Raw genomic sequence first — 22,139 nt, 5'->3', positions numbered from 1 at the left:
ATGTGTGGAATTGTCGGGATCGTCGGTCGCGAAGCCGTTGCGCAGCGCCTGTACGACGGTCTGAAGCGTTTAGAGTATCGCGGCTATGACTCGGCCGGTATTTGCACGGTGCAAGGTGGCGAGTTCGAGCGTCGTCGGGCCGAAGGAAAGCTCGACAACCTCGCCAGGCAATTGGCGGCCGAGGCGCTGCACGGTGACGTCGGAATCGCGCACACGCGTTGGGCGACGCATGGTGCGCCGACCGTCGACAATGCCCATCCGCACATCGCAGGGCCGGTGGCGCTGGTCCACAATGGGATCATCGAGAACTTCAAGCCGCTTCGTGACGAATTGATCGCCGATGGCCGCAAGTTCCTGAGCGAGACCGACAGCGAAGTGGTCGCTCACCTTGTCGCCCGCGAAGTCGAAAACGGGAAGTCGCCGACGGAAGCGGTCGCGACCGTTCTGCCGCGCCTCCACGGCGCCTTCGCCATCGCCTTCCTGTTCAAGGACCATCCCGACCAGATCATCGGCGCGCGCATGGGTGCGCCGCTGACCGTCGGCTATGGCGAAGGCGAAAATTACCTCGGCTCGGACGCGCTCGCGCTAGCGCCACTAACGCAAAAGATTGCCTACCTCGAAGAGGGCGATTGGGCCGTGGTGAAGCGCGACAGCATCCAGATCTACGACCGCGCCAACAAGCCGGTGAACCGCGAGATTGTCGAATCCGGCGCTTTGGCGACACGGATCGAGAAGGGCAATTATCGCCATTTCATGCAGAAGGAGATCTTCGAGCAGCCGATCGTGGTTGCCCAGACCCTCCAAAGCTATGTCCGGCCGTTCGAAGGCAAGGTCGCGCTGCCCGATTTCGACTTCGACCTCAGCACGGTCAATCGCGTCACCATCGTTGCCTGCGGCACCAGCTTCTACGCCGGCATGGTCGCCAAATATTGGTTCGAGCAGTTCGCGCGGGTTCCGGTCGACATCGATGTGGCCAGCGAGTTCCGCTACCGCCAGCCGGTGCTGGAGCCGGGCGGCCTGGCGCTGTTCATTTCCCAGAGCGGCGAGACCGCCGACACGCTCGCCGCGCTGCGCCACGCGCGGGAAGAGGGGCAGACGATCGCAGTGGTCGTCAATGTGCCGACCAGTTCGATGGCGCGCGAGGCGGACTTGCTGCTTCCAACTCATGCGGGGCCGGAAATCGGCGTCGCTTCGACCAAGGCCTTTACCTGCCAGCTGTCGGTCCTTGCCGCGCTCGCAGCAAACCTCGCCCGTGCCAAAGGGCGCCTGACCGAAGACGAAGAGCGGGAGATCGTCGAGCACCTCCGGGAAGCGCCGGAAGCGATGAACCAGGCGCTGAATCATGACGAGGATATAGCGGGCATGGCGCACCTCGTCGCTCCGGCGCGCGACGTCCTCTACCTTGGTCGCGGGCCCGATTATCCGATGGCGCTCGAAGGCGCGCTGAAGCTCAAGGAAATCAGCTACATCCACGCCGAAGGCTATGCCGCCGGAGAGATGAAGCATGGCCCGATCGCACTGATCGACGACCTGGTTCCAGTGATCGTATTGGCTCCCTCGGGTCCGCTGTTCGAGAAGACCGTCAGTAACATGCAGGAAGTCCGCGCTCGCGGTGGCAAGATTATCCTGATCAGCGATGCCAAGGGCCTCGCCGAAGCCGGCGAAGGCTGTGTGGCGACGATCGAAATGCCGGAGGTTCACCCGCTAATCGCGCCGCTGGTCTATGCGGTACCGGTGCAGCTGCTCGCCTATCATGTCGCGGTGGCCAAAGGCACCGACGTGGACCAGCCGCGCAACCTGGCGAAAAGCGTCACGGTGGAATGAAACATATTGGCATCCTGGCGCACAGCTTCGAGGGCGCATCGCTCTGCTTTCGAACGGCTTGTCTGGAAGGTGTGAAGCGGCTGGGCGCGCACATGCACCCGGAAATCACCATGACGTGCAGCCCAATGGCGCTGGTGCTGGAGGCATGGGATCGGGGCGACAATGCCGCCCTGCGCGAATTCTTCATGGAGGACGCCAGGAAGATCGCCGCGGCGGGCGCGGAATTCTTCGTGCTGCCCGACAATACCGCGCACATCGCGATGGAGTCGCCCGGCGAGCCTTTCCCGATTCCCGGCCTCCACATCGGCGAGGTCGTTGCCGAAAAGGCCCGCCGCGATGGCCGGACGAAGGTCGGCATCCTCGGCACCAACTGGACGATGACGGGACCGGTCTATCCCGGCGCGCTGGGCCGCCGTGGAATGGGTTGGGCAATTCCGGACGAAACGGACCGCAAACTGATCCACGACATCATCATGGATGAGCTGTGCCTCGGAACGTTCAAAGACAGCTCGCGCGATACCTATGTGCAGATCATCGAGAAGTTGAAGGCAGACGGATGCGATGCAGTTGCACTGGTCTGCACGGAAATCCCGCTGTTGATCACGCAGGACGTTTCGCCGCTGCCGATCCTCGATTCCACTCGACTGCTGGCGGCGGCGGCTGTTGACGTCGCACTTGGGGAACGCCCGATGCCGGAATGGCGAGGCGGGCCCGTCGCCTAGGCGGCGGCGCGCTTTTCCTCGAGCATTCGTACGTGGCGCACTAGCCGGTCGTAGAGAAAATCGATCACCACCCGGACGCGCGGGGTCTGTCGAACCCGCTCGTGGGTCAGCAGCCACATCGACCGGCTGTGATTGGCGCGAGGCGGGATGCAACGGACAAGGTCCGGCTCCGCGTCGGCCACAACGCAGGGGAGTACGGCTATGCCGAAGCCAGAGCGCACCGCGGATAATAGTCCAGTCGACGTCGCATGATGCATGGCGACCTGGCCCTCGAGACCCAGCGACTTCAACCATGCCTCGTAGTGAAGCCATAGTTTTCCGCCGCCGCCGCCGATGATGGCATGCTTCTTCAAGTCGTCGCGCGTGCGGGGAACGCCGTGCCGATCGGCATATTCGCGGCTGCAGTAGAGCGTCCAATCGTCGATGCAGAGGCTGCGGCCGACGGTACCGCCCGGCTGGTCGCCGGCGGTGCTGCGAAGGGCGACATCCGCTTCCCCGGCGCCAAGGTCCAGCAGTTCCTGCTGCGTGTTGATCTCGATCACAATGTCCGGGTGCAGTTCGTGCAGTTCCTTGAGCATCGGGCCGAGCAGCGTGTTGGCGAAGATCTCCTGGGTCGTAATCCGCACGACTCCGCTCGTGTCCCGCGCGAGCGCCGCCGAGGCCTCGGTAAATCCCTCGGTTGCCGCTTCGACCTGCCTGGCACGGTCGACCAGCTCTTCGCCTGCAGGGGTCAGCGTGTAGCCGGCCTGGCGCTTCTCGAAGAGCAATAGCCCAAGCGACTCTTCCAGCGCGGTGATGCGCCGGGCAACGGTCGTCTGGCTCACGCGTAAGGCGCGTCCAGCCGCCAGGGTGCTGCCCTGATCGGCGACGGCAAGGAAGTAACGAAGGTCGTTCCAGTCCATCAATGGGCCCAATATGCGCGCACGAAGTTCGGCCCGCATTCTGCAATTATGCAGAATAATATCACGACATCGTTGCTTATAAAAACTGAATTATCGGTATAGATGAAAGGTCGCTCCGGATTTGTCCGGCACCCAAAAAAAGGGAATGCGACATGACCAAGACCATTATCGCCATGCTGTTGGCCTTCAGTGCAACTCCGGCCCTGGCCGAAGCGCCATATGTCGCCACCAGTGTCGTCGAAACCGCCGATCTCGACCTCAGCAGCCAGTCCGGCCAGCAGGCGCTCGATCGCCGGTTGAACCAGGCCGTCAAGGAAGTTTGCGGCATCGCTTCGGACGTCGATGTTGCCGGGAAAAACGACGTGCGCCGTTGCCGCGTTGAAACCCTTGCCAGCCTCGCCGGCGAGCGCGACCAGCGGATCGCCGACGCTTCCAGCCAGCCGATTAAGGTTGCTGCCCGTTGATTATCGAATGATCGCGCCGCAATAGGCACCCCATGATCGAAGTATCAGGTGGATGCCATTGCGGTGCGGTTCGGTTCCGGGCGTCGATGCCCGACCCTCCCGTTCCAGCGCTCGACTGCAATTGCTCGGTCTGCTCGATGACCGGCTTTATCCACATCATGGTTCCGCATCAGGATTTCGACCTCATCGCTGGCCGAGATGGGCTGACCAGCTATCGCTTCGGGACTGGAGCCGCGGAACATCTCTTCTGCTCGACCTGCGGCGTGAAGAGCTTCTATCAGCCGCGCAGCCATCCGGAGGCGTGGAGCGTCAACGCCAACTGCCTCGACGCCCCGGTTGAACTGTCGATCGAGAAATTCGACGGAAGGCACTGGGAGCAGGCGAAAGCCGCCCTCGACGAGGGGGACGGTGCTGGCTAGGGCAGGGCGCGTGACCCACTACGCGCTTCGCCTCCGCCTCGATTCCAAATCACTCCAGGACAACTGGCGCTGGCTGCAGAGAACGGCGGGCGTAGCTGCCGGCGCGGCGTTGAAGGCCGATGGCTATGGCCTTGGCGCTCGCAGCGTTGCGCATTTGCTGGGCGAAGCCGGATGCCGCGATTTCTTTGTTTCCACCTGGGCAGAGGCAGCAGCGCTTGGCCAGCTTCCCGACGGATCATCGCTTTGTGTCCTGCACGGTGTTGGACCGGAAGACATGGCGGCAGCATTGGCCGGTACTGCTCGACCGGTCCTCAACACGCCCGCCCAGGTGGCGCGGTGGAAGGAGGCTGCTCCTGACCGATCCTGCGACGTGATGATCGACACCGGCATGAACCGCCTCGGCATCAGGACAGACGAAATCGGACTGCTAGAGGGCCTCGACATAGAAACGCTGCACAGTCACCTGGCTTGTGCCGATGAAGACAGCGCGATGAATGCAGTCCAGCGTGATCGTTTCGCAGCGGTGGCGGCGACAGTTTCTGCGCGCCGCTACGCACTCGCCAATAGCGCGGGTATCTGTCTTGGGCGTGACTATAGCTTCGACCTCGTTCGGCCCGGCGTTGCGCTATATGGCGGCGTCCCCCGCCCAGAGGCTGATGGCCATATTCGGCAGGTCGCATTTCCTGAGGCGGAGGTCGTGCAGCGCCGGAAAATACGGTCAGGTGAAAGCTGCGGCTATGGCGCAACCTGGACGGCGGCTGCCGATACCGAGGCCGCCATCGTCAACATCGGATATGCCGACGGCTATCTGCGCTGCTTTGCCGGCAAAGGATCGGCCAGTGCATATGGCAAGCCGCTGCCGCTGATCGGCCGTGTCTCGATGGACCTTATTGCGCTGGACGCCGGCGCTGTTCCGGAACTCTCGGAAGGCGATTGGGTGACGCTGGATTATGATTTGCCGGACGCCGCCGCGGCTTCTGGCTTATCGCAATATGAGTTGCTGACCGGCCTCAGTGAGCGGCTGCAGCGGCGTTGGACTTAGTCTTCGGCGCCGGCGTCTTGGGCTTGTAGGCGCACAAATCGGCCACGGGGCAATGCCAGCATTCCGGCGTCCTCGCCTTGCAGATGTAGCGACCATGCAGGATCAGCCAATGATGCGCGTGAGTGACGAACGGCTCGGGCGTCGACTTCTCGAGCTTTAATTCGACTTCTAGCGGATTCTTGCCCGGCGCCAGGCCCGTCCGGTTCGAAACACGGAAGATATGCGTGTCGACCGCAATCGTCGGTTCTCCAAAGGCAACGTTCAGAACGACATTGGCGGTCTTGCGGCCGACGCCCGGCAACGTTTCCAGCTTCTCCCGTTCGTGCGGAATTTCGCCGCCGAACTCGTCAACCAGGATGCGCGCCGCTGCGATCACATTCTTTGCCTTGGTGTTGAACAGGCCGATCGTCTTGATGTGCTGTTTCAGCCCTTCTTCGCCCAGGTCCAGCATTTGCCGCGGCGTCGTGACTTTGGCGAATAGCGCCCGCGTCGCCTTGTTGACGCCGACATCGGTGGCCTGCGCGGATAGCGCGACCGCGACCAGCAGCGTATAGGGGTTCACAAATTCCAGCTCGGTCTCGGGCGCTGGATTGCTCTCTGCCAGACGACGGTAGAATTCGAAGATGTCGGGCTTTTTCATGCGAGTTCGTCAAGCCCGGCTCCAAGCCGCGCCAGCCCTTCCTTGACGGTTTCCGTATCGCCGCCAAGGCCGACCCGGAAATGGTCCGGCATATCGAACCAGCGACCCGGAACGATCGCGGTGTCGTGCTTCGAGCGGAGGAGGTCGTGGAGCGTTTCGGTATCGCCGCCCTTCCAGCGTGGGAATACCGTGATGCCATGCTCGGCCTTCATGCAGTCGAGGTCTTCGCGTGACGCAACGAACTCATTGAAGATGTCCCGATTGACGGCGAGCCGCTCGGCATTGCCAGCGGCGACCTGTTCCAGATGGTCGAAGGCAAAGCAGGACAGCATTTCCGACTGGTGGGGCTGGTTCACCCCGAACAGGTCGTTGAGCCGCCACATCCGCTCGGCAAGTCCAGGCTCGGCCAGGATCCAGCCGCAACGAAGTCCGCTAAGGCCGTAAACCTTGGTCAGGCTGCTGGTGACGACGAATTGCGGTCCCAAATGCGCAGATGTCGGCTGCGGCGGCACCGCACTGTCGAGATAGACTTCGTCGGCCAGAACATGCGCCCCGCAGCGCTCGGCGATCGCGCCGATCGCACGCAGATCATCCTCGCTAGTCAGGGCGCCGCTGGGATTGTGCAAATTGGTAAGGACGATGAGGCGGGTCCGGTCGGTGGCTGCATTCTCGAGCTGATCCAGGTCCAGCTGGAAGCCATTTTCGGCGCGCCGCTCAATCCATTTGATGTCCGCGCCCAGAAACCGCGCCGACGACAACATCGGCTCATAGGCGGGCCGTTCGAACAGCACTTCGTCGCCCGGCGCGATCAGAGCCGCCATCGCCAGGAAATTGGCCATCGACGTTCCATTGGCGCCGACGACGCATTCTGTCGCTATGCCGTGCCGCTTCCCGATCCGCTCACGCAGCGGCGCATAGCGCGGGTGGCTCGCCCCATCGGCGTCGAGTTTGCCAATGGTCAGCGGCAATCGGTCGAGCCGGAAATGCGGCACTTCGCTCGAGGACAGGTTGATACGGACGGGTCGCTGCACCTTGAACCAGTGCATATAGTCCGACTGCATCGCACCTCGGCCCATTGTCATGCGCGGCCCGGCTTATTCGTCCGCTGCCAGTAACGGCAGGCCGGAATGCCCGCCAGCAGGATCGCAAAGCCGATCATGCTGTTCACCGGATTGCTCGCCACGGTCGCGATCACAACGACTACGCAAGCGACAACGAATAGCCCCGTCGTCAGCGGATGGCCCGGTGCCCGAAATCCCGCCTCCGGAGGATCGCGGCGGCGAAACACGAACAGCGCCGCGCCAGTCATTCCGAACCAGATAAAGTCGACCGACACGACATAGCTCAATATCTGGCCGTAGGTACCCGACAAAGCGATCGCGATCGCCACCACACCCTGCAGTACGATCGCGGCGATCGGTACGCGGGTCTTGGCGCTGACTTCGGCGACCTTGCGGAAGAACAGGCCGTCCTCGGCCATGGCGAAATAGACACGCGGCGCGGTCAGCATGCCCTGGCTGAGGAAGCCAAGCGCCGAAATCGCGATACCTAGCGCGATGACCGTTGCGCCGGTCTCGCCGAGCGCCATGCGCATCGTGTCGGTCGCTGGAGTCTTGGATTGCGCGAGGCCATCCGGGCCAAGCGCGTAGACGCAAACAAATGCGACGGCGGTATAGAGTATCACCACACCAGCGACGCCCAGCAGCAGCGCCCGCACCAGGTCGCGCCGCGGGTTGCGCATCTCGCTGGCGACGAAGCTGGACGTCTGCCAGCCGCCGTAAGCGAACATGACGGGAGTCATGGCGGCTCCGATCGCGGCAAGCATACCAGCGCCTCCGGCCTCGCTCGCTGCGCGGGGCGTCACGAAACCAGGATTGGCCGAGGCGAACCACCAGCCGCCGATCACCAAAATGCCGATCGCGACGATTTTCAGGACCATCAGTCCGCTCTGCACCGTTCCGCCGGCGCGAACGCCGAGGCAGTTGATCGCAACCAGAAGTAGCAACACGGCCGATGCAACCATGCCCTCCGATAGGGGCAGCGGGGCCAGGTCGAGGAAATAGCGCGCGAAGGTGATCGCCACCGCCGCCATTCCGCCCGACTGGATCACGAGGAGTAGCGACCACCCGTAGAGGAAGGCCGGCGTCTGTCCGAAGGCGTCGCGCAGATAGGCATATTGCCCGCCGACATCAGGCCGGCGGTCGGCCAGCTCGGCATAGACCAGCGCACCAGCCATCGCGATCAGCCCGCCGAGAATCCAGACGCCGACAATCAGCCCCGGGCTGTGGACGTGCCGCGCGACTTCCGCCGGATTGACGAAAATGCCCGCGCCGATGATCCCGCCCATGACCAGCATCGTGGCGTCGAACGGGCCGAGCCGCCTGACGAGGCCGTGACTGTCGGAAACAGTCTCGCTCATGCGGCGTCGATGACGTCGCGCATGGAATAAAGGCCGGCAGGCCTCCCACGCAGGAATCTCGCCGCTGCCAATGCGCCGCGTGCGAAGATCGCGCGGTTTTCGGCGCGATGAGACAGGATCAGCCGCTCGTCGGGGCCGAGGAACATCACGTCGTGATCGCCCGCCACCGTCCCGCCGCGAATGGCGGAATAGCCGATGGCGCCCGCTTCCCGCTTCAGGCCAGTGCCATCCCTGCCTCGCTCGACCGGCGAAGTGCCGCCGCGGCCACGTTCAGCTGCAGCGCCCAGGTGGAGCGCTGTCCCGGATGGTGCGTCGGCCTTCCTGTTGTGGTGGGCCTCGACAATCTCGATGTCCCATTTGTCCGGTCCCAGGATTCGGGCGGCGCGCTCGGTCAAGTCCGCCAGCAGCGCGACCCCCACCGACGTATTGGGCGCCTTCAGGATCGGGACGATCCTGGCGGCCTCCGCAATCAGCGCATCATGCTCGTCGATCAGGCCGGTTGTTCCGATCAATAACGGCACGCCGGCGGATACCGCCCGATCCAAGCTGGATCTCAGCGCATCGGGCGACGAAAAGTCGACCAGCACGTCGCCATTGTCATTGTCGAGCGCAAAAGTTGGATCTTCGGCGATCGCTGACTGGATCGCGCGACCCATGCGGCCGTCAGGTGCGAACAGGGCAATGCGGACGGGCTGATGGTCGGTGCGCATGATTGGCGTGATGGCGGAAGGCTTACGCCTTCGCAATGCCCAGACGCTCCTGAAGCGCCATGGCGGCCGCCGGGGCGCGGACCTTGGCGCCGTTGATCATGAAGACGTAGCTGTCCTTCTTCCAGCCATTGACCAGGCCGGCGAAGCGATCGAGCGCCTTGCTGTCGTACCCGGTTGGGACCTCTTCGTTCATCCGCTGCAGCCGCGCATATCGGAAGCTGGCGGTGTCGGCGTCGATCAAGGGGAACTCATCATCGTCGCCATAGGCGATCGCGACATCATGATCCCGGCAGAGGTCGAAAAACGCCTCGTCGCGGAAGCTCTCATGCCTTGGTTCGATCACATGGCGCAGTGCGATGCCGTCATGCTTCGTCGGTAGAAGCCTCAAGAAAGCCGCAACGTCGTCGCGATCGAACTTCTTGCGGCTCGGTAACATCCACAGAAGCGGGCCGAGCTTTTCGCCCAACGCAGTGAAACCCTGCGCCACGAAATTGCCAATGCCTTCGCCGGCCTCCGCCAGCTTCGCTTTCATGACGATGAAGCGAGAGCCTTTGATAGAAAACTGGAAGCCGTCGGGTACCGCCTTGGCCCAATTTTCCCAGCTTTTCGGGCTCTGCCGTCCATAGAATGTGGCATTGATCTCAATTGCCGTCAGTTGCTGCGCAGCAAATTCCAGTTCGCGTTTCTGCGGAAGACCTTCGGGATAGAATGATTTTCGCCAGGGTTCATAGGTCCAGCCGCCAATGCCGACTCGAATAATGGGCTTATTCATGGCGAAGAGCTTGGTGCCGGCGCCCTTCGGGGGCAAGGCGCCGGCTCAAGTTATAGGCATCGTCTACCGCGCCTCGCGGTGCAGCCTATCAAGCTTGCGCAACTGGGAACTTCAGCGAACTCGCCGGTTCGCATGCGTATCAAACAATAAGAGTCCGAGTCGCACCTAACAAAAAGTTAACAATTTTTCTAAGCACAGATCTGTTTGGAAATTATTGAGCAGCTGGCGCTGCCGCTACTGCGGGACCAGGCGTAGTGAAATCTTCTACTGCCTTCCAACTACCGTCCGCCACCTTGCGATATACGGTCAGGTAGTTGCCGGTTTCCGTCTTCGGCTGCTTCGTCACGGGGTCCGTGTAGGTCATCGTGTAATGCCCACGGCTCGATGCCAGGTCGCCTGAAGCCGCAACGATGACCCGGTCGCTCGCAAAATCGACCTTGAGTGCAGGATCTGTCGCCATCCCTTCCAGAAATATCCCGCGGCCGACGGCATCGGTCATAAGCGCCGTCCCATTCGCCGCAAGCGAGGCGTCGTCCTCATATTGGCCCGTCAGAACTTTGGCGTCATGCTTGTTGTAGGCCTCCATCCAGGCGCTTTCCTTGGCGCGGAGGGCCTGCTCTTCGGCCGCCAGGTCAACCTTGGCGGCCTTTTGTTCAGCCGGCTTGCAAGCGCTGAGCCCAAACACGGCCGCAGCGATAAGAAACGGAGCTTTCATCATGATTGCCTCCTTCGATTGGTCGAGTCGGAGCGAAGGCGTAACAAACACCGCAATCGCGGTGACGCAAGCTCGTTCAATCCTGAGGGAGGAAGCGTTGGGCGATGTCACGTGCCAGGCGAGCTGGTCTGCGCGATACCGCATCCAGGCAGCACCAGGTGCTTTTGACCTCCGCCAGCACATCTTCGCCCCGCTTGATGACCGTGGTGAAGAAGGCGCGAGCGCCCTCCACCTTTTCGGCAATTACGTCGGCAACGACCAGGTCATCGAGGAATGTCGGTCGGCGATACTGAATCTCGTGGCTGAGCGCGATCCACAGGTGGCGAGCGACCGCTTCAGGCGGCGCGACCCGTTCCCAATAGCGAACGACGGCTTCCTGCACCCATTTCAGGTAAACGCTGTTGTTGACATGACCCATATGGTCAATGTCCTCGGCATTGATGCCGATCGGGTGATGAAAGGCCTCGCTCACCATGTTCGAAGACTGGGTCTGACTGACATTCATGTCAATATCGTTAAACGCTGACTTTGGTTCCAAATCCGATAGGTTGAGCGCGCGAAAGCCATGAAGAATATCGTCATCCTCACTGGCGCCGGTATCAGCGCCGAAAGCGGCCTGGCGACGTTTCGCGGACCGGATGGACTCTGGGAAGGCCATCGGGTCGAGGACGTCTGTACGCCGGAGGCCTATTCCCGCGATCCAACGCTGGTGCATCAATTCTACGATGCGCGACGGGCAAAGCTTGGCGAAGTCGAGCCGAACGCGGCGCATCTTGCCCTGGCACGGCTGGACCGCGAATGGCCGGGCGAGCTGCTGCTCGTGACGCAGAATGTGGATGACCTGCACGAGCGGGCCGGATCGAAGCGTCTGCTGCATATGCACGGAGAATTGACGAGCGGCTGGTGTCTCGCCTGTGACGAGCGCTTTGCCTGGGCCGGCCCGATGGGTGAATTGGCGAGCTGTCCGGTCTGCCAGGTCGCAGGCCGCGTCAGACCCGACATCGTATGGTTCGGCGAGATGCCCTACGACATGGATCGGATCGAGCGGGCCCTGATGGACTGCGACCTGTTCGTGTCAATCGGCACCTCGGGCGCCGTCTATCCAGCGGCGGGCTTCGTCCAGACGGTGCGCTATTGCGGTGCCCGCACGCTGGAGATCAATCTGGAGCCGAGCCAGGGCAGCATTTTCTTCGACGAGCGTCGCTATGGTCCAGCCGGGATAGAGGTGCCCAAATGGATCGAGGAGCTACTCGGATAACTTACGCTTACTCCGACCAGTCCAGCCCGATGTCCTCGTAAAGCCCACGATCCTCGCCCCACCTTGGATTGACCTTCACGTGAAGGAACAGGTGGACCTTTCGGCCGAGATGCTCGCCGATCGCCTCCCGCGCCGCCGCCCCAATCTGCTTCAGGCGTGATCCGCCCTTGCCGACCACAATGGCCTTCTGGCTATCCCGCTCGACGTAGATTTGCTGGTGGATCACGGTCGATCCGTCCTTGCGGTCCTCCCATTTCTCCGTTGCGACGGCACTGGCGTAGGGCAGCTCGGCGTGAAGCTGGTGATAGAGCTGCTCTCGGGTCAGCTCAGCGGCAACCATCCGGTCGGTGACGTCGGTCAGCTGGTCTTCGGGAAAGTGCCACGGACCCTCGGGCATGGCCGCAGCGAGGTGCGATTTCAGTTCGTCAACGCCGTCGCCGGTCGTCGCGGAAATCATGAACACCGCTTCCGGCTTCAGCCGCTCCGAAAGGCGCGCCGCCAGGACCAGCAGGTCATCTTTCTTGGCGATGTCGACCTTGTTGAGGACGAGGATTCTCGGCTCCGGGCGACTTTCGACGCCCTCGATCATCTGTTCGACCTTGCCGCCAACCTTGGCGGCGGCGTCAATCACCAGCACTAGCCGGTCGGCATCGTCCGCGCCTTCCCATGCAGCCTTGACCATCGCCCGATCGATCCGCCGGTTAGGCAGGAAAATACCGGGCGTATCGACCAGCATGATCTGCGCTTCGTTATGAAGTGCGATACCCATCAGCCGGGCCCGGGTTGTCTGCGCCTTGGGACTGACGATCGCCACCTTCTGCCCGACAAGCGCATTAACGAGCGTCGACTTGCCCGCATTTGGAGCGCCAAGGACCGCAACCAGGCCGCAACGGCTCATTGAAATTTCTCCAGCAACGCAGCAGCCGCTGCAGTTTCGGCTTCCTGCTTTGAATCGCCTTCCGCTTCCGCTTCACCGTGCCTGCCGAGGCTGACCTTGACCCGAAAACGCGGTGCATGATGCGGGCCGAAACGGGCGATCGTTTCGTAAAGCGGAACCCCGATCTTCTTGTCCGCGGCAATTTCCTGAAGTGCCGACTTGGGATGCACCGGCGCGCGCTTCTGGCCGTCGAGGAAGGGCGCCCAATGGGTCCGGACGAATACCTCGGCGCGGTCGATTCCGCTATCCAGGTAGATGGCGCCGAGCATCGCCTCCGTCACGTCACCGACGACATTGTCGCTGAGGTTGGCGTGATCTTCCCGCGCTTGCTTGCCGAGGCGAATGAAGCGCGGAATGTCGAGCACTCGCCCGACGTCGGCGCATGTTTCCCGTGCGACCAGCGCATTGTAGCGCCGGCTCATCTTTCCTTCGGGCTCGTTCGGAAAGCGCTCGTAAAGCCATCTGGCGACCACCAGGCCCAGGACCCGATCGCCTAGAAACTCAAGCCGCTCATAGGTTTCGCGGCCATGGCTTCCGTGGGTCAGCGCTCGCTCGAACAGCTTCGGATCCTTGGGCTCGCCGCCCAATGCTTCGCCAACAAAGGCAGGTAATTCGATCATGGATGATAATCCGTAGCCAGCCGCTCAGTCCTAAGCGCGGTAAACCAGCTCAGCGGGTTGATCCACGATGCGCTTCCGTCCGTTGACCAGAATGCCAGCTCTGCTCGTCCGACAACGCGATCGAGGGGCACAAATCCCATGCCGCCCGCAATCACCGGGTAGCGGCTGTCCAGGCTATCATCGCGATTGTCGCCCATCAGGAAAAGATTACCCTCTGGGACCCGTATTGGGCCAAAATTATCGGCAAAGCTTATGTCCGTCTGGTCGAGCACGGAGTAGGTGACGCCGTTCGGCAACGTCTCTCGATACATTGGGTAAATACAGGTGGGGCGGCCATCGTCCCCGGGCCTCGTCATTGGAACAGCCGGCGGAACCACCCGGCAAGGGCTATTGGACGAGACTGTCATCGCAAAATCGGTCAGCCGTTCCCGGGGAACCGGCTTGCCGTTGAGGATAACCTGGCCGCCCTCGACACCGATCGTGTCGCCGGGAAGGCCGATGACCCGTTTGACGACATCCTGTCCCAACGGCCCTTCGAATACGACCACGTCGCCGCGGTTTGGCAGGGATCCGAATATTCGGCCCTTGAATGGCGGAAACTCGAACGGGAAGCTCGCGCTCGAATAGCCGTAGGGCCACTTCGACACGAACAGGTAATCGCCGATCCGCATTGTCGGCAGCATCGAGCCGGAGGGGATGCTGAACGGCGCGACGATGAGGCTGCGCAACACCCAGGCCGCGAAAGCGAGGATCAACAGCGACTTGAAGAAGCCGCCGGCTGTCTCCCGCCGATCTTCGGAAGGCGGGTCGGCATAGTGCCGGCGTCGGAACGGGGAAAAGGCCATGTCAGGCCGCTTTCGAATCTCGGGCGGCTAAGGTCAAGCGGGGATGGCAATTGGCGGGTTGCCGACTATTAGGCCGGACATGGCGATTCTGGACTGCAACGCCGCTTGGCGAACGATCGAAGCTCATCAGCCGGTCCGCTTGAACGATCTGTTCTCGGCTGACCCGGGAAGAGTCGCCCGGCTTTCGCGTGACGCTGCTGGAATTCACTTCGATTTTTCGAAAACGCATCTGGATGAAGGCACGCTCGAAGAGTTTGCCGTTCTTGCCTACGCCGTTGACTATCCGGGCGCCCGCGACGCGCTGTTTTCAGGGGATATCGTCAATTCCACGGAGAATCGTGCGGCAACCCATGTCGCCGAGCGAGGCGAGGGAAGTCCGAACGACAATCAGCTTGCTTCCGAGCGTCACGGGCGGATGCGCAGCCTGATCGATGCGATCGAAGCGGGGGCATTTGGCGAGGTCGAATCGATCCTGCATATCGGAATCGGCGGATCGGCGCTGGGCCCCGACCTCGTAATCGACGCGCTGGGCCGGGACGCCGACCGCTTTGAAGTGCGGGTTTTGTCGAATATTGACGGCGAAGCATTCGACGAGGCCACCTGGGGTCTCGATCCGGCTTCGACCTTGATCGTCGCGGCCAGCAAAACCTTCACCACCACCGAAACGCTCACGAACCTCGAAGCGGCGCTCGAATGGCTGCGCGAAGCCGGGGTGTCGGACCCCTACGGCCAGGTCATCGCCGTCACGGCAAGTCCGGACAAGGCGATTCAGTACGGCATCGACGAAACTCGCATCCTGCCTTTCAGTGAGGGCGTCGGAGGACGTTATTCGCTTTGGTCGTCGGTAGGCCTGTCGGTCGCCCTGGCATTGGGTTGGGGCGCATTCGAAGAACTGCTCGAGGGCGCGGCGGAAATGGACCGCCATGTGAAACTCACCGATGGGGTCGCCAATGTGGCGCTGCTCGCCGCTTTCGCCGACCTCTTCTACACCCAGGTGTGGCGGACCCAGAGCCGGGCGATTTTTGCCTATGACGAGCGGCTGCGGCTTCTTCCCGACTATCTCCAGCAGCTGGAAATGGAGTCGAACGGCAAATCCGTGACCAGCGAGGGCAAGCCGCTTGGACGGCCGTCGGCTCCCGTCACCTGGGGCGGTGTCGGTACCGATGCACAGCATGCGGTCTTCCAGCTTCTCCATCAGGGCACGACAGTGATCCCGGTGGAATTTGTGGCCGTGGTTGAAAACGACGACAGCGTGGATCCGCGCCATCACCACCTTCTCCTCGGCAACTGCTTCGCCCAGGGTGCGGCATTGATGGCTGGGCGGGAACAGGAGGATTCGGCACGCGCCTATTCGGGTGACCGGCCGTCGACGACCGTTCTGCTGCAACGCCTGGAACCGCGTTCGCTCGGCGCACTGATTTCATTTTACGAACATCGTACCTTCGCAAATGCGGTCCTGCTCGGAATCAATCCCTTCGATCAGTTCGGGGTCGAGTTGGGTAAGGAGATGGCGAAGGCGCTGGACGATCCAGATGGCCGGGCAAAACTGGATCCGTCGACGCGCGATCTCATTGAAAGGGCCGGGCTTTGAGTGATTATGACCTGTTCGTGATCGGTGCCGGTTCGGGTGGCGTCCGCGCCGCGCGCATTGCCGCCGCCCATGGCGCGCGCGTGGCAATTGCTGAGGAGCATAAGGTCGGCGGGACCTGCGTCATCCGTGGCTGCGTTCCGAAGAAGCTCCTGGTCTACGGAGCGCATTTTGCGGAAGATTTGAACGATGCCGCGATGTTCGGCTGGGACGTACCGAAGTGCGCGTTCAACTGGCCGGTGCTCCGCGACAATGTGCTTGCCGAGGTCAACCGCCTGGAAGGGCTCTACACGCAGACCCTGACCAACCATAAGGTCGAAATCTTCCACGAGCGGGCGACATTGGCCGGACCCAATGAAGTGAAACTTGCAAGTGGCAAGACGCTCAGCGCGGGGAAGATCCTGATTTCAACCGGAGCTCGGCCGTTCATGCCGGGCATCGACGGTGTGGAGCATGCGATCAGCTCCAACGAGGTATTTCATCTCGAAAAGCTTCCCGAGCGGATCGTGATTGCCGGCGGCGGCTACATCGCGAACGAGTTTGCGGGCATTTTCCACCAGTTCGGAAGCCACGTAATCGTCGTCAATCGATCGGACGTCATCCTGCGCGGTTACGACGAGCAGATGCGCGACCGGCTGCTGCAAATCTCGATGACCAAGGGCATCGAGTACCGCTTCAATTCCAGCTTCAATCGCATCGAAAAGAAGGACGGCGGCGGCCTCTCCATCGATATGGAAGGCTGCGACGATATCGATGCGGACGCACTTTTGTTCGCGACCGGCCGCATTCCCAATGTCGAGGGGCTTGGCCTTGAGGAGGCTGGAGTGGCTCTGGGTGAACGCGGCCAGATCAAAGTCGACGACAACAGCCGAACGAATGTGCCCTCCATCTTTGCGGTGGGAGACGTAACCGATCGCATCCAGCTAACGCCCGTCGCAATCCGGGAAGGCCATGCCTTCGCCGATACGCAGTTCGGGCAAAAGCCATGGACGGTCGATTATGACTGCGTGCCGCACGCCGTTTTCTCGCACCCGCCGATCGCCGGCGTGGGTATGACGGAAAGCGAGGCACGCAATCGCCTTGGCCAGGTTCGCACCTTCACCAGTGATTTCCGGCCGATGAAAAATGTGCTGGCCGGTCGCAATGAGCGCTCGCTGTACAAGCTGATAGTAGATGCTGCGACCGACCGGGTGGTCGGTATTCACATGATCGGGCCTGATGCACCCGAGATACTTCAAGCCGCGGCAGTGGCGGTTAAAGCCGGACTTAAGAAGGCCGACTTTGACGCGACCGTCGCGCTCCATCCCACCATGTCCGAAGAATTGGTATTGATGCGCTGATGCATGACATTCTGATCATTGGGGCCGGTCATAACGGCCTGACCTGCGCCCATTATCTCGCCAAGAAGGGCCTGAAGGTCGCCATATTGGAGGCTTCGGACCGTGTTGGCGGAGCGGCCGTGACCGACGAATTCCACCCGGGGTTCAAGAATAGCGCGGCCAGCTACACTGTCTCGCTGCTCCAGCCCAAGGTGATCAAGGACATGGAGCTGGAGCGGCACGGCCTGAAGGTCGTGTTGCGCAAGCTCGACAATTTCCTTCCAGGACCGAACGGAAGCTATCTTCTAACGGGCCGTGATGGGCTGACCAGATCGGATATCGCGCGTCACGTGCCTGCCGACGGTGCGGCCTATGACCGCTATCATGAAGAGCTCGACACGGTCGTTCCGCTGATCCGCAAGTGGCTGCTCAAGGCCCCTCCCGAAGCAGGTGCTGGCCTCCGCGGCCTGCCGCAACTTGCCAGCCTTGGCCGCGACCTGATCGGCCTTTCGACCGACGAGGTCCGCATCGTCCACGAGTTCGCCACGAAGAGTGCTGGCGATATTCTGGATCGGTTCTTCGAAGGCGAGCTGGCAAAGGCGCTGTTCGCATTCGACGGCATCGTCGGCAATTTCGCTTCGCCGTACACGCCGGGCACAGCCTATGTGCTGCTGCATCACCTGTTCGGTGAGGCCGCCGGCGTTCCCGGAGCCTGGGGCCACGCCATCGGCGGAATGGGCGCCATCACCCAGGCAATGGCCAAGGCCTGTCATGAAGCGGGCGTCGACATCGTCCTCAACGCGCCGGTCAGCGAAATCATCGTCGAGAAGGGCCGGGCAGCCGGGCTCGCTTCCGGCGGCAAGACCTGGCGCGCGCCGACGATCGTTGCGGGGGTAAACCCCAAGCTGCTGTTCGACCGGCTGGTTCCCAAGGGCGCCGTAAGCCGGCAAGTCGAAGAACATTTCGCTCATTGGGGCTGCGAAAGCGCGACCTTCCGGATGAATGTCGCACTCGACAAGCTTCCGAACTTCACGTCGCTACCGGGCCGCGGCGATCATTTGACCGCGGGCATCATCATGGCCCCCAGCATGGATTATATGCACCGGGCCCACGCCGACGCCGCGCTCAATGGATATTCGTCGCAGCCGGTGATCGAGATGCTGATTCCTTCAACTCTTGATCCCTCGCTTGCGCCGAAGGGCAAGCATGTCGCCTCGCTGTTCTGCCAGCATTTCCGGTACAAACTCCCCGACGGCAGGTCGTGGGACGATGAGCGGGAAAAGGCGGCGGATACGATCATCGCAACTGTTGAATCTCACGCTCCGGGGTTTGCCAAATCCGTCATCGCCCGGCAGATACATTCGCCGCTCGACCTTGAGCGTCGGTTCGGGCTGATCGGCGGTGACATTTTCCACGGCAAGATGGGGCTCGACCAGCTGTTCAGCGCGCGGCCAATGATTGGCGCTGCCGATTATCGGATGCCGCTCCCGGGCCTCTACCTGTGCGGATCGGGCGCGCATCCTGGCGGGGGTGTGACCGGCGCCCCGGGCCATAATGCCGCGCAGGCCATTCTTTCCGATGTGAAGCCGCGGTTCCTGAAGGGGCGCGTGGCTTGATCAAGCCGCTGGCGGGGGTTCGGGTCCTTGACCTAAGCCGGGTGCTGGCGGGTCCTTGGGCTACCCAGCTTCTGGCCGACCTCGGCGCCGAGGTCATCAAGGTCGAAAAGCCCGGCTCGGGCGACGATACGCGGCATTGGGGTCCGCCCTGGCTTGAGCATGACGACCAAAAGGTCGCTGCCTATTTCCTGGCCGCCAACCGGGGCAAGCGATCGGTGGCGATCGATTTCGCTACCGAGGAGGGCGCTGCCATCGTCCGGCGAATGGCGGGCGATGCCGATGTTGTGGTCGAGAATTTCAAGGTCGGCGGGCTGAAGAAGTTCGGGCTTGATGCGGAGAGCCTTCGTGCGGCCAATCCACGCCTCATCTGCGCGTCGATCACCGGTTTCGGCCAGGATGGCCCCTACGCGCAGCGCGCCGGCTACGATTACATCATCCAGGGGATGGGTGGGCTGATGAGCCTCACCGGCCTGCCTGATGGAGAGCCAGGCGGCGGGCCGATGCGGGTAGGCGTCGCGGTCGCCGACCTGTTCACCGGAATGTACACTGCGAACACCATATGCGCCGCACTTCTCCGAAGGGAAAAAACGGGAGAGGGCGCAACAATCGACATGGCGCTGTTCGATACCCAGCTGGCGATGCTGGCTAATCAGGCCTCAAACGCTCTCGTCAGCGGTTGCGACCCCGTTCGTCAGGGCGTCGGACATCCGAATATCGTTCCATATCAACCGTTTAATGCATCAGATCAGCCAATCATCATCGCCGTTGGCAACGACCGGCAGTTCGCCAAGCTCGCGGCAATCGTGGGCCATCCGGAATGGCCGGACGATCCGGCATTCTCGACCAATGCGGCGCGGGTAGCAGCGCGGGATCAGCTGGTTCCAATGATCACCGAGATTATTGCCACCAAGCCGGCCGCCGATTGGCTCGAACAGCTGGAACAAGCCGGAATCCCGGCGGGCCCCATCAACACGATCAGTCAGGCGCTGGCCGATCCGCAGGCGCTTCATCGCCAGGCAAAGCTGGAGATCGGCGGCGGGGCGCTAGGCGACGTTCCGATGGTCGGCTGCCCGATCCGGATCGACGGCGAGCGAAGCGACGCACCGCTTCCGCCGCCTGCACTTGGCGAGCATGGTGACCTTCTCAAGCAGTGGATCGGTGAGGAAGAGCTTCAGCGACTGAAGGCCGCTGGAATCGTCGGTTAATCGTCCAGCGTTTTTTCGGAATAGCGCGACTGGATGAAGCGGCCCTGCGTTTCGAATGCGGCCATGTCGTTTCGCGCCAGCTTCTCCGAAATATCCTTTAGCGCGACGCGCCCGGCCGACAGCGCTTCGACCAAGCGTTCGTCGACGCTGATGCCTTCGCCGTCCAGCTGGCCGCGATAGTTCGACGGGACATGCAGGTAGCGGTCGATAAGGTTGGGCAGATGTACCGACATCAGCCGCCGCGCATCCTGCGCATTGGGATCGAGGTCGGGAATCCTCTCGAGCGTCTGGCGCAGCGAGGGCAGCTGCGCGGACAATTGGTCAAGCTCCGCCTGCGCCGGAGCGGGGAGGGCGCGCCGCGCACGGAAGAGGTAGCTGTCGAACCGCTGGACCATCTGCGCATTCGGCAAATCAGGGGTAACATTGGGCGCCGCGATCTCGCGGCCGCTGGAGAACAAAAGGACGGCGGCGACGCCGATCGCCAGCCCCACTGCCGCAAGGAAGCCGAACATGCCGATCGGCACGATCAGCCCGATGCCGATCGTGGCCAAGCTTATGACGCCGACCGCAATCCCGGCACGCAGGACGGCTTGGCCCAATCCGGCGTTCAGCCTGTCCCGTTCGCGGCGGGCAGCGTCGCGGACGGCGCCGTCCCGCTCGTCGAGGCGAGCGAAGATGGCGTTCGCGTGATCGATGGCCTTGCTGGTCTTGTCCGGGATCATTTCTGCTCAATGGCTTCGAACGGCGATTGGGTGCTCTCCAGCTTCGCCTGGGAGACGCCCTCTGCACGGGCGATATAGCCTTTGGACTTTTCGACTTCCTTGCCGAGCGTGTCGACCGTCTGCTTCATGTTGGTCAGCGCCGTCAGCTTGAACTGATCGATCTGGTCCATCGTATCGTAGATATTCTGGAACGCGCGCTGCAGCGTCTCGAGCGGGATGGTCGAGCTTGCGGCTTGCTCGTGGATCGCGCCGGTCTGGGTGCGGAGCATCTCGCCGGTGGTGTCGATCATGTTGGCGGTCGTGGTGTTCAGCGCGTTGACCTGTTCCAGAACCAGCTTCTGGTTGCTCATCGCCTGGGCGACGGTCACCGCCGTTCGAAGCGCGGCAACGGTCGTGGTAGACGCGCGGTCGACGCCCTTCACCAGCTCGACGTTGTTCTTCTTGACGAGGTCGAGCGCCAGATAGCCCTGAACGGTGACGGCCATTTGGGTCAGCAGGTCGGTAGTCCGTTGGCGCGTGTAGAACAGCGCGGTCTCGCGGATCGCCTTCGCCTTGGCGGGATCGGTCGCGTCCAGTTCGTTGGCCTTGTCTTCAAGTTGCCGGTCGAGGCTCTTCGAAATGTGCACCATCTGCTCGAGCCGGTGCATCGTCTTCCAAAGGCCCCCGCGCTCTGTGTCGATGGCGGCATTGTCCATCAACAGTTCGTCCTTGCCGTTGGTCAGGCGAAGCAGGATCGCTGAGATGTGAGTCTGCGAGCTGCGATACTTGTCGAAATAATTGTTGATGCGCCGGCCGAAGGGAATGATGCCCAGGAACTTGCGGCCCGTGAACGACTTGCTGTTTTCCTTGGGATCCAGCTCCTCGACCGTGCGGCGAAGTTCCGTGAGGTCGGCGCCAATGCCCGTGTCGCTATCGATCGCCTTGACCGGACGGTCGAGGAAGCGGTTCGAAGCGCCGGCTGCCTCGGCGATTTCCTTGCGGCCCATTGCGGTCAGCTGGTCGACCTTTTTGCCGAACTCAGGGCTGTTCGAATCCAGCGCGGCGAGCTCGTCGACGAACTTGGCGACCTTGTCGTCCAGTTCCGACGTTTCCTCATTCTTCAGCGGGACCAGACCGGACGCTTCGTGAACCGCGATCGGTTGCAGCGCCTCGGGCGGCTCCAGCTTGATCTTGGTCGCAGTAGCGGTCGGCGTCGCCTTTTCGGCTTGAGGGTCGCTGGCCATGTCCATTCCTTTTCTTACCCATTAGCCGGAAGGGTGGAACGCCCGCCCACTCGGCGCAAGAGGCTTGTCTACTGTATTATAGGTGTAAGACGCAGCGCTTCAAGCCAGTCCTGCCCGATCATGGTTAGGACTCTCTCAACCATTCCTCGGAACCGTTCGCTTACCTTGACCGGGCTA

General features: G+C 62.1%; 23 protein-coding genes. 10 read left to right on the top strand and 13 right to left on the bottom strand.

Translation table 11 applies throughout. The annotated features are described in order from the left end of the window. Together glmS and LZ496_RS04265 are read left to right on the top strand one after the other, a co-directional pair. Window positions 1-1,824 carry a glutamine--fructose-6-phosphate transaminase (isomerizing) gene (gene glmS, locus LZ496_RS04270; RefSeq protein ID WP_249903347.1) on the top strand — a complete coding sequence of 608 codons (1,824 nt, stop codon included), beginning with the start codon at window positions 1-3 and terminating at the stop codon, window positions 1,822-1,824. Next, complete coding sequence (locus LZ496_RS04265) at window positions 1,821-2,546, top strand: aspartate/glutamate racemase family protein (RefSeq protein ID WP_249903346.1); 726 nt, start codon at window positions 1,821-1,823, stop codon at window positions 2,544-2,546. Before glmS ends, LZ496_RS04265 begins: the two co-directional genes overlap by 4 nt. On the opposite strand, the gene LZ496_RS04260 is transcribed toward LZ496_RS04265, so the two are convergent. Further along, window positions 2,543-3,448, bottom strand: coding sequence for a LysR family transcriptional regulator (locus tag LZ496_RS04260; protein ID WP_249903345.1), 906 nt, complete (start codon window positions 3,446-3,448; stop codon window positions 2,543-2,545). The genes LZ496_RS04265 and LZ496_RS04260 overlap by 4 nt on opposite strands. Window positions 3,449-3,600: 152 nt before the next feature. On the opposite strand from LZ496_RS04260, the gene LZ496_RS04255 reads away from it, so the two are divergent. Genes LZ496_RS04255 through alr form a run of 3 tightly spaced genes read left to right on the top strand, consistent with a single transcriptional unit; the run spans window position 3,601 to window position 5,373 of the window. Then, window positions 3,601-3,912, top strand: coding sequence for a UrcA family protein (locus LZ496_RS04255; protein WP_249903344.1), 312 nt, complete (start codon window positions 3,601-3,603; stop codon window positions 3,910-3,912). A 32-nt stretch (window positions 3,913-3,944) separates the two neighbouring features. Then, window positions 3,945-4,331, top strand: a complete 387-nt coding sequence (locus LZ496_RS04250; RefSeq protein WP_249903343.1) for a GFA family protein — start codon at window positions 3,945-3,947, stop codon at window positions 4,329-4,331. Window positions 4,332-4,341: 10 nt separating this feature from the next. Continuing rightward, window positions 4,342-5,373, top strand: a complete 1,032-nt coding sequence (gene alr / locus LZ496_RS04245) for an alanine racemase (protein ID WP_249903342.1) — start codon at window positions 4,342-4,344, stop codon at window positions 5,371-5,373. Here alr and nth read toward each other — a convergent pair. The 7 genes from nth to LZ496_RS04210 form a co-directional block, all read right to left on the bottom strand. After that, entirely contained in the window at window positions 5,342-6,013 is a 672-nt protein-coding gene (gene nth / locus LZ496_RS04240; RefSeq protein ID WP_249903341.1) for an endonuclease III, read from the bottom strand. The genes alr and nth overlap by 32 nt on opposite strands. After that, window positions 6,010-7,095 carry a pyridoxal phosphate-dependent aminotransferase gene (locus LZ496_RS04235; RefSeq protein WP_249903340.1) on the bottom strand — a complete coding sequence of 362 codons (1,086 nt, stop codon included), beginning with the start codon at window positions 7,093-7,095 and terminating at the stop codon, window positions 6,010-6,012. Before LZ496_RS04235 ends, nth begins: the two co-directional genes overlap by 4 nt. Next, a complete protein-coding gene (locus tag LZ496_RS04230; RefSeq protein WP_249903339.1) occupies window positions 7,092-8,432 on the bottom strand; it encodes an APC family permease in 1,341 nt (446 codons plus the stop codon). Before LZ496_RS04230 ends, LZ496_RS04235 begins: the two co-directional genes overlap by 4 nt. Beyond that, the gene (dapB, locus tag LZ496_RS04225) at window positions 8,429-9,142 is read right to left on the bottom strand and encodes a 4-hydroxy-tetrahydrodipicolinate reductase (RefSeq protein ID WP_249903338.1); all 714 of its coding nucleotides are present in this window, start codon (window positions 9,140-9,142) and stop codon (window positions 8,429-8,431) included. The genes LZ496_RS04230 and dapB overlap by 4 nt, the downstream gene beginning before the upstream one ends. Window positions 9,143-9,164: 22 nt before the next feature. Continuing rightward, entirely contained in the window at window positions 9,165-9,914 is a 750-nt protein-coding gene (locus LZ496_RS04220) for a DUF72 domain-containing protein (RefSeq protein WP_249903337.1), read from the bottom strand. A gap of 211 nt (window positions 9,915-10,125) precedes the next feature. Further along, window positions 10,126-10,632 (bottom strand): YybH family protein, encoded by a 507-nt coding sequence (locus LZ496_RS04215; protein ID WP_249903336.1) that lies wholly within the window; start codon window positions 10,630-10,632, stop codon window positions 10,126-10,128. A 73-nt stretch (window positions 10,633-10,705) separates the two neighbouring features. Next, complete coding sequence (locus LZ496_RS04210; RefSeq protein ID WP_249903335.1) at window positions 10,706-11,104, bottom strand: acyl-CoA thioesterase; 399 nt, start codon at window positions 11,102-11,104, stop codon at window positions 10,706-10,708. A gap of 90 nt (window positions 11,105-11,194) precedes the next feature. On the opposite strand from LZ496_RS04210, the gene LZ496_RS04205 reads away from it, so the two are divergent. Beyond that, complete coding sequence (locus LZ496_RS04205; protein WP_249903334.1) at window positions 11,195-11,887, top strand: NAD-dependent deacylase; 693 nt, start codon at window positions 11,195-11,197, stop codon at window positions 11,885-11,887. Between the two features lie 7 nt (window positions 11,888-11,894). Here LZ496_RS04205 and era read toward each other — a convergent pair whose 3' ends face one another. The 3 genes from era to lepB are packed head-to-tail and all read right to left on the bottom strand — an operon-like array spanning window position 11,895 to window position 14,289. Then, window positions 11,895-12,785: a GTPase Era gene (era, locus tag LZ496_RS04200; RefSeq protein WP_249903333.1), complete on the bottom strand. Its 891-nt coding sequence runs from the start codon at window positions 12,783-12,785 to the stop codon at window positions 11,895-11,897. Further along, complete coding sequence (gene rnc, locus LZ496_RS04195) at window positions 12,782-13,444, bottom strand: ribonuclease III (protein WP_249903332.1); 663 nt, start codon at window positions 13,442-13,444, stop codon at window positions 12,782-12,784. Before rnc ends, era begins: the two co-directional genes overlap by 4 nt. Then, window positions 13,441-14,289, bottom strand: a complete 849-nt coding sequence (lepB, locus tag LZ496_RS04190; RefSeq protein ID WP_249903331.1) for a signal peptidase I — start codon at window positions 14,287-14,289, stop codon at window positions 13,441-13,443. The genes rnc and lepB overlap by 4 nt, the downstream gene beginning before the upstream one ends. 79 nt (window positions 14,290-14,368) lie before the next feature. On the opposite strand from lepB, the gene pgi reads away from it, so the two are divergent. The 4 genes from pgi to LZ496_RS04170 are packed head-to-tail and all read left to right on the top strand — an operon-like array spanning window position 14,369 to window position 20,017. Beyond that, complete coding sequence (gene pgi / locus LZ496_RS04185; protein ID WP_249903330.1) at window positions 14,369-15,880, top strand: glucose-6-phosphate isomerase; 1,512 nt, start codon at window positions 14,369-14,371, stop codon at window positions 15,878-15,880. Continuing rightward, a complete protein-coding gene (gorA, locus tag LZ496_RS04180) occupies window positions 15,877-17,217 on the top strand; it encodes a glutathione-disulfide reductase (RefSeq protein ID WP_249903329.1) in 1,341 nt (446 codons plus the stop codon). Before pgi ends, gorA begins: the two co-directional genes overlap by 4 nt. Further along, window positions 17,217-18,812 (top strand): phytoene desaturase family protein, encoded by a 1,596-nt coding sequence (locus LZ496_RS04175; protein WP_249903328.1) that lies wholly within the window; start codon window positions 17,217-17,219, stop codon window positions 18,810-18,812. Before gorA ends, LZ496_RS04175 begins: the two co-directional genes overlap by 1 nt. Continuing rightward, window positions 18,812-20,017 carry a CaiB/BaiF CoA transferase family protein gene (locus tag LZ496_RS04170; RefSeq protein WP_249903862.1) on the top strand — a complete coding sequence of 402 codons (1,206 nt, stop codon included), beginning with the start codon at window positions 18,812-18,814 and terminating at the stop codon, window positions 20,015-20,017. Before LZ496_RS04175 ends, LZ496_RS04170 begins: the two co-directional genes overlap by 1 nt. Here LZ496_RS04170 and LZ496_RS04165 read toward each other — a convergent pair. Then, window positions 20,014-20,739, bottom strand: coding sequence for a hypothetical protein (locus LZ496_RS04165; RefSeq protein ID WP_249903327.1), 726 nt, complete (start codon window positions 20,737-20,739; stop codon window positions 20,014-20,016). The two genes, LZ496_RS04170 and LZ496_RS04165, sit on opposite strands and share 4 nt — an antisense overlap. After that, window positions 20,736-21,962 (bottom strand): toxic anion resistance protein, encoded by a 1,227-nt coding sequence (locus tag LZ496_RS04160; RefSeq protein ID WP_249903326.1) that lies wholly within the window; start codon window positions 21,960-21,962, stop codon window positions 20,736-20,738. The genes LZ496_RS04165 and LZ496_RS04160 overlap by 4 nt, the downstream gene beginning before the upstream one ends. Window positions 21,963-22,139: the final 177 nt, after the last annotated feature.

It is taken from the genome of Sphingomonas caseinilytica (assembly GCF_023516455.1).
Taxonomy (GTDB): domain Bacteria; phylum Pseudomonadota; class Alphaproteobacteria; order Sphingomonadales; family Sphingomonadaceae; genus Sphingomicrobium; species Sphingomicrobium caseinilyticum.
This window is presented reverse-complemented; position numbering and strand designations above follow the sequence as displayed.

Excerpts from the sequence above, each read along its gene's own strand:
- glmS (WP_249903347.1), top strand. The coding sequence starts at position 1 with ATGTGTGGAATTGTCGGGATCGTCGGTCGCGAAGCCGTTGCGCAGCGC.
- LZ496_RS04265 (WP_249903346.1), top strand. The coding sequence starts at position 1,821 with ATGAAACATATTGGCATCCTGGCGCACAGCTTCGAGGGCGCATCGCTC.
- LZ496_RS04260 (WP_249903345.1), bottom strand. The coding sequence starts at position 3,448 with ATGGACTGGAACGACCTTCGTTACTTCCTTGCCGTCGCCGATCAGGGC.
- LZ496_RS04255 (WP_249903344.1), top strand. The coding sequence starts at position 3,601 with ATGACCAAGACCATTATCGCCATGCTGTTGGCCTTCAGTGCAACTCCG.
- LZ496_RS04250 (WP_249903343.1), top strand. The coding sequence starts at position 3,945 with ATGATCGAAGTATCAGGTGGATGCCATTGCGGTGCGGTTCGGTTCCGG.
- nth (WP_249903341.1), bottom strand. The coding sequence starts at position 6,013 with ATGAAAAAGCCCGACATCTTCGAATTCTACCGTCGTCTGGCAGAGAGC.
- LZ496_RS04235 (WP_249903340.1), bottom strand. The coding sequence starts at position 7,095 with ATGACAATGGGCCGAGGTGCGATGCAGTCGGACTATATGCACTGGTTC.
- LZ496_RS04230 (WP_249903339.1), bottom strand. The coding sequence starts at position 8,432 with ATGAGCGAGACTGTTTCCGACAGTCACGGCCTCGTCAGGCGGCTCGGC.
- dapB (WP_249903338.1), bottom strand. The coding sequence starts at position 9,142 with ATGCGCACCGACCATCAGCCCGTCCGCATTGCCCTGTTCGCACCTGAC.
- LZ496_RS04220 (WP_249903337.1), bottom strand. The coding sequence starts at position 9,914 with ATGAATAAGCCCATTATTCGAGTCGGCATTGGCGGCTGGACCTATGAA.
- LZ496_RS04215 (WP_249903336.1), bottom strand. The coding sequence starts at position 10,632 with ATGATGAAAGCTCCGTTTCTTATCGCTGCGGCCGTGTTTGGGCTCAGC.
- LZ496_RS04210 (WP_249903335.1), bottom strand. The coding sequence starts at position 11,104 with ATGGTGAGCGAGGCCTTTCATCACCCGATCGGCATCAATGCCGAGGAC.
- LZ496_RS04205 (WP_249903334.1), top strand. The coding sequence starts at position 11,195 with ATGAAGAATATCGTCATCCTCACTGGCGCCGGTATCAGCGCCGAAAGC.
- era (WP_249903333.1), bottom strand. The coding sequence starts at position 12,785 with ATGAGCCGTTGCGGCCTGGTTGCGGTCCTTGGCGCTCCAAATGCGGGC.
- rnc (WP_249903332.1), bottom strand. The coding sequence starts at position 13,444 with ATGATCGAATTACCTGCCTTTGTTGGCGAAGCATTGGGCGGCGAGCCC.
- lepB (WP_249903331.1), bottom strand. The coding sequence starts at position 14,289 with ATGGCCTTTTCCCCGTTCCGACGCCGGCACTATGCCGACCCGCCTTCC.
- pgi (WP_249903330.1), top strand. The coding sequence starts at position 14,369 with ATGGCGATTCTGGACTGCAACGCCGCTTGGCGAACGATCGAAGCTCAT.
- LZ496_RS04175 (WP_249903328.1), top strand. The coding sequence starts at position 17,217 with ATGCATGACATTCTGATCATTGGGGCCGGTCATAACGGCCTGACCTGC.
- LZ496_RS04165 (WP_249903327.1), bottom strand. The coding sequence starts at position 20,739 with ATGATCCCGGACAAGACCAGCAAGGCCATCGATCACGCGAACGCCATC.
- LZ496_RS04160 (WP_249903326.1), bottom strand. The coding sequence starts at position 21,962 with ATGGCCAGCGACCCTCAAGCCGAAAAGGCGACGCCGACCGCTACTGCG.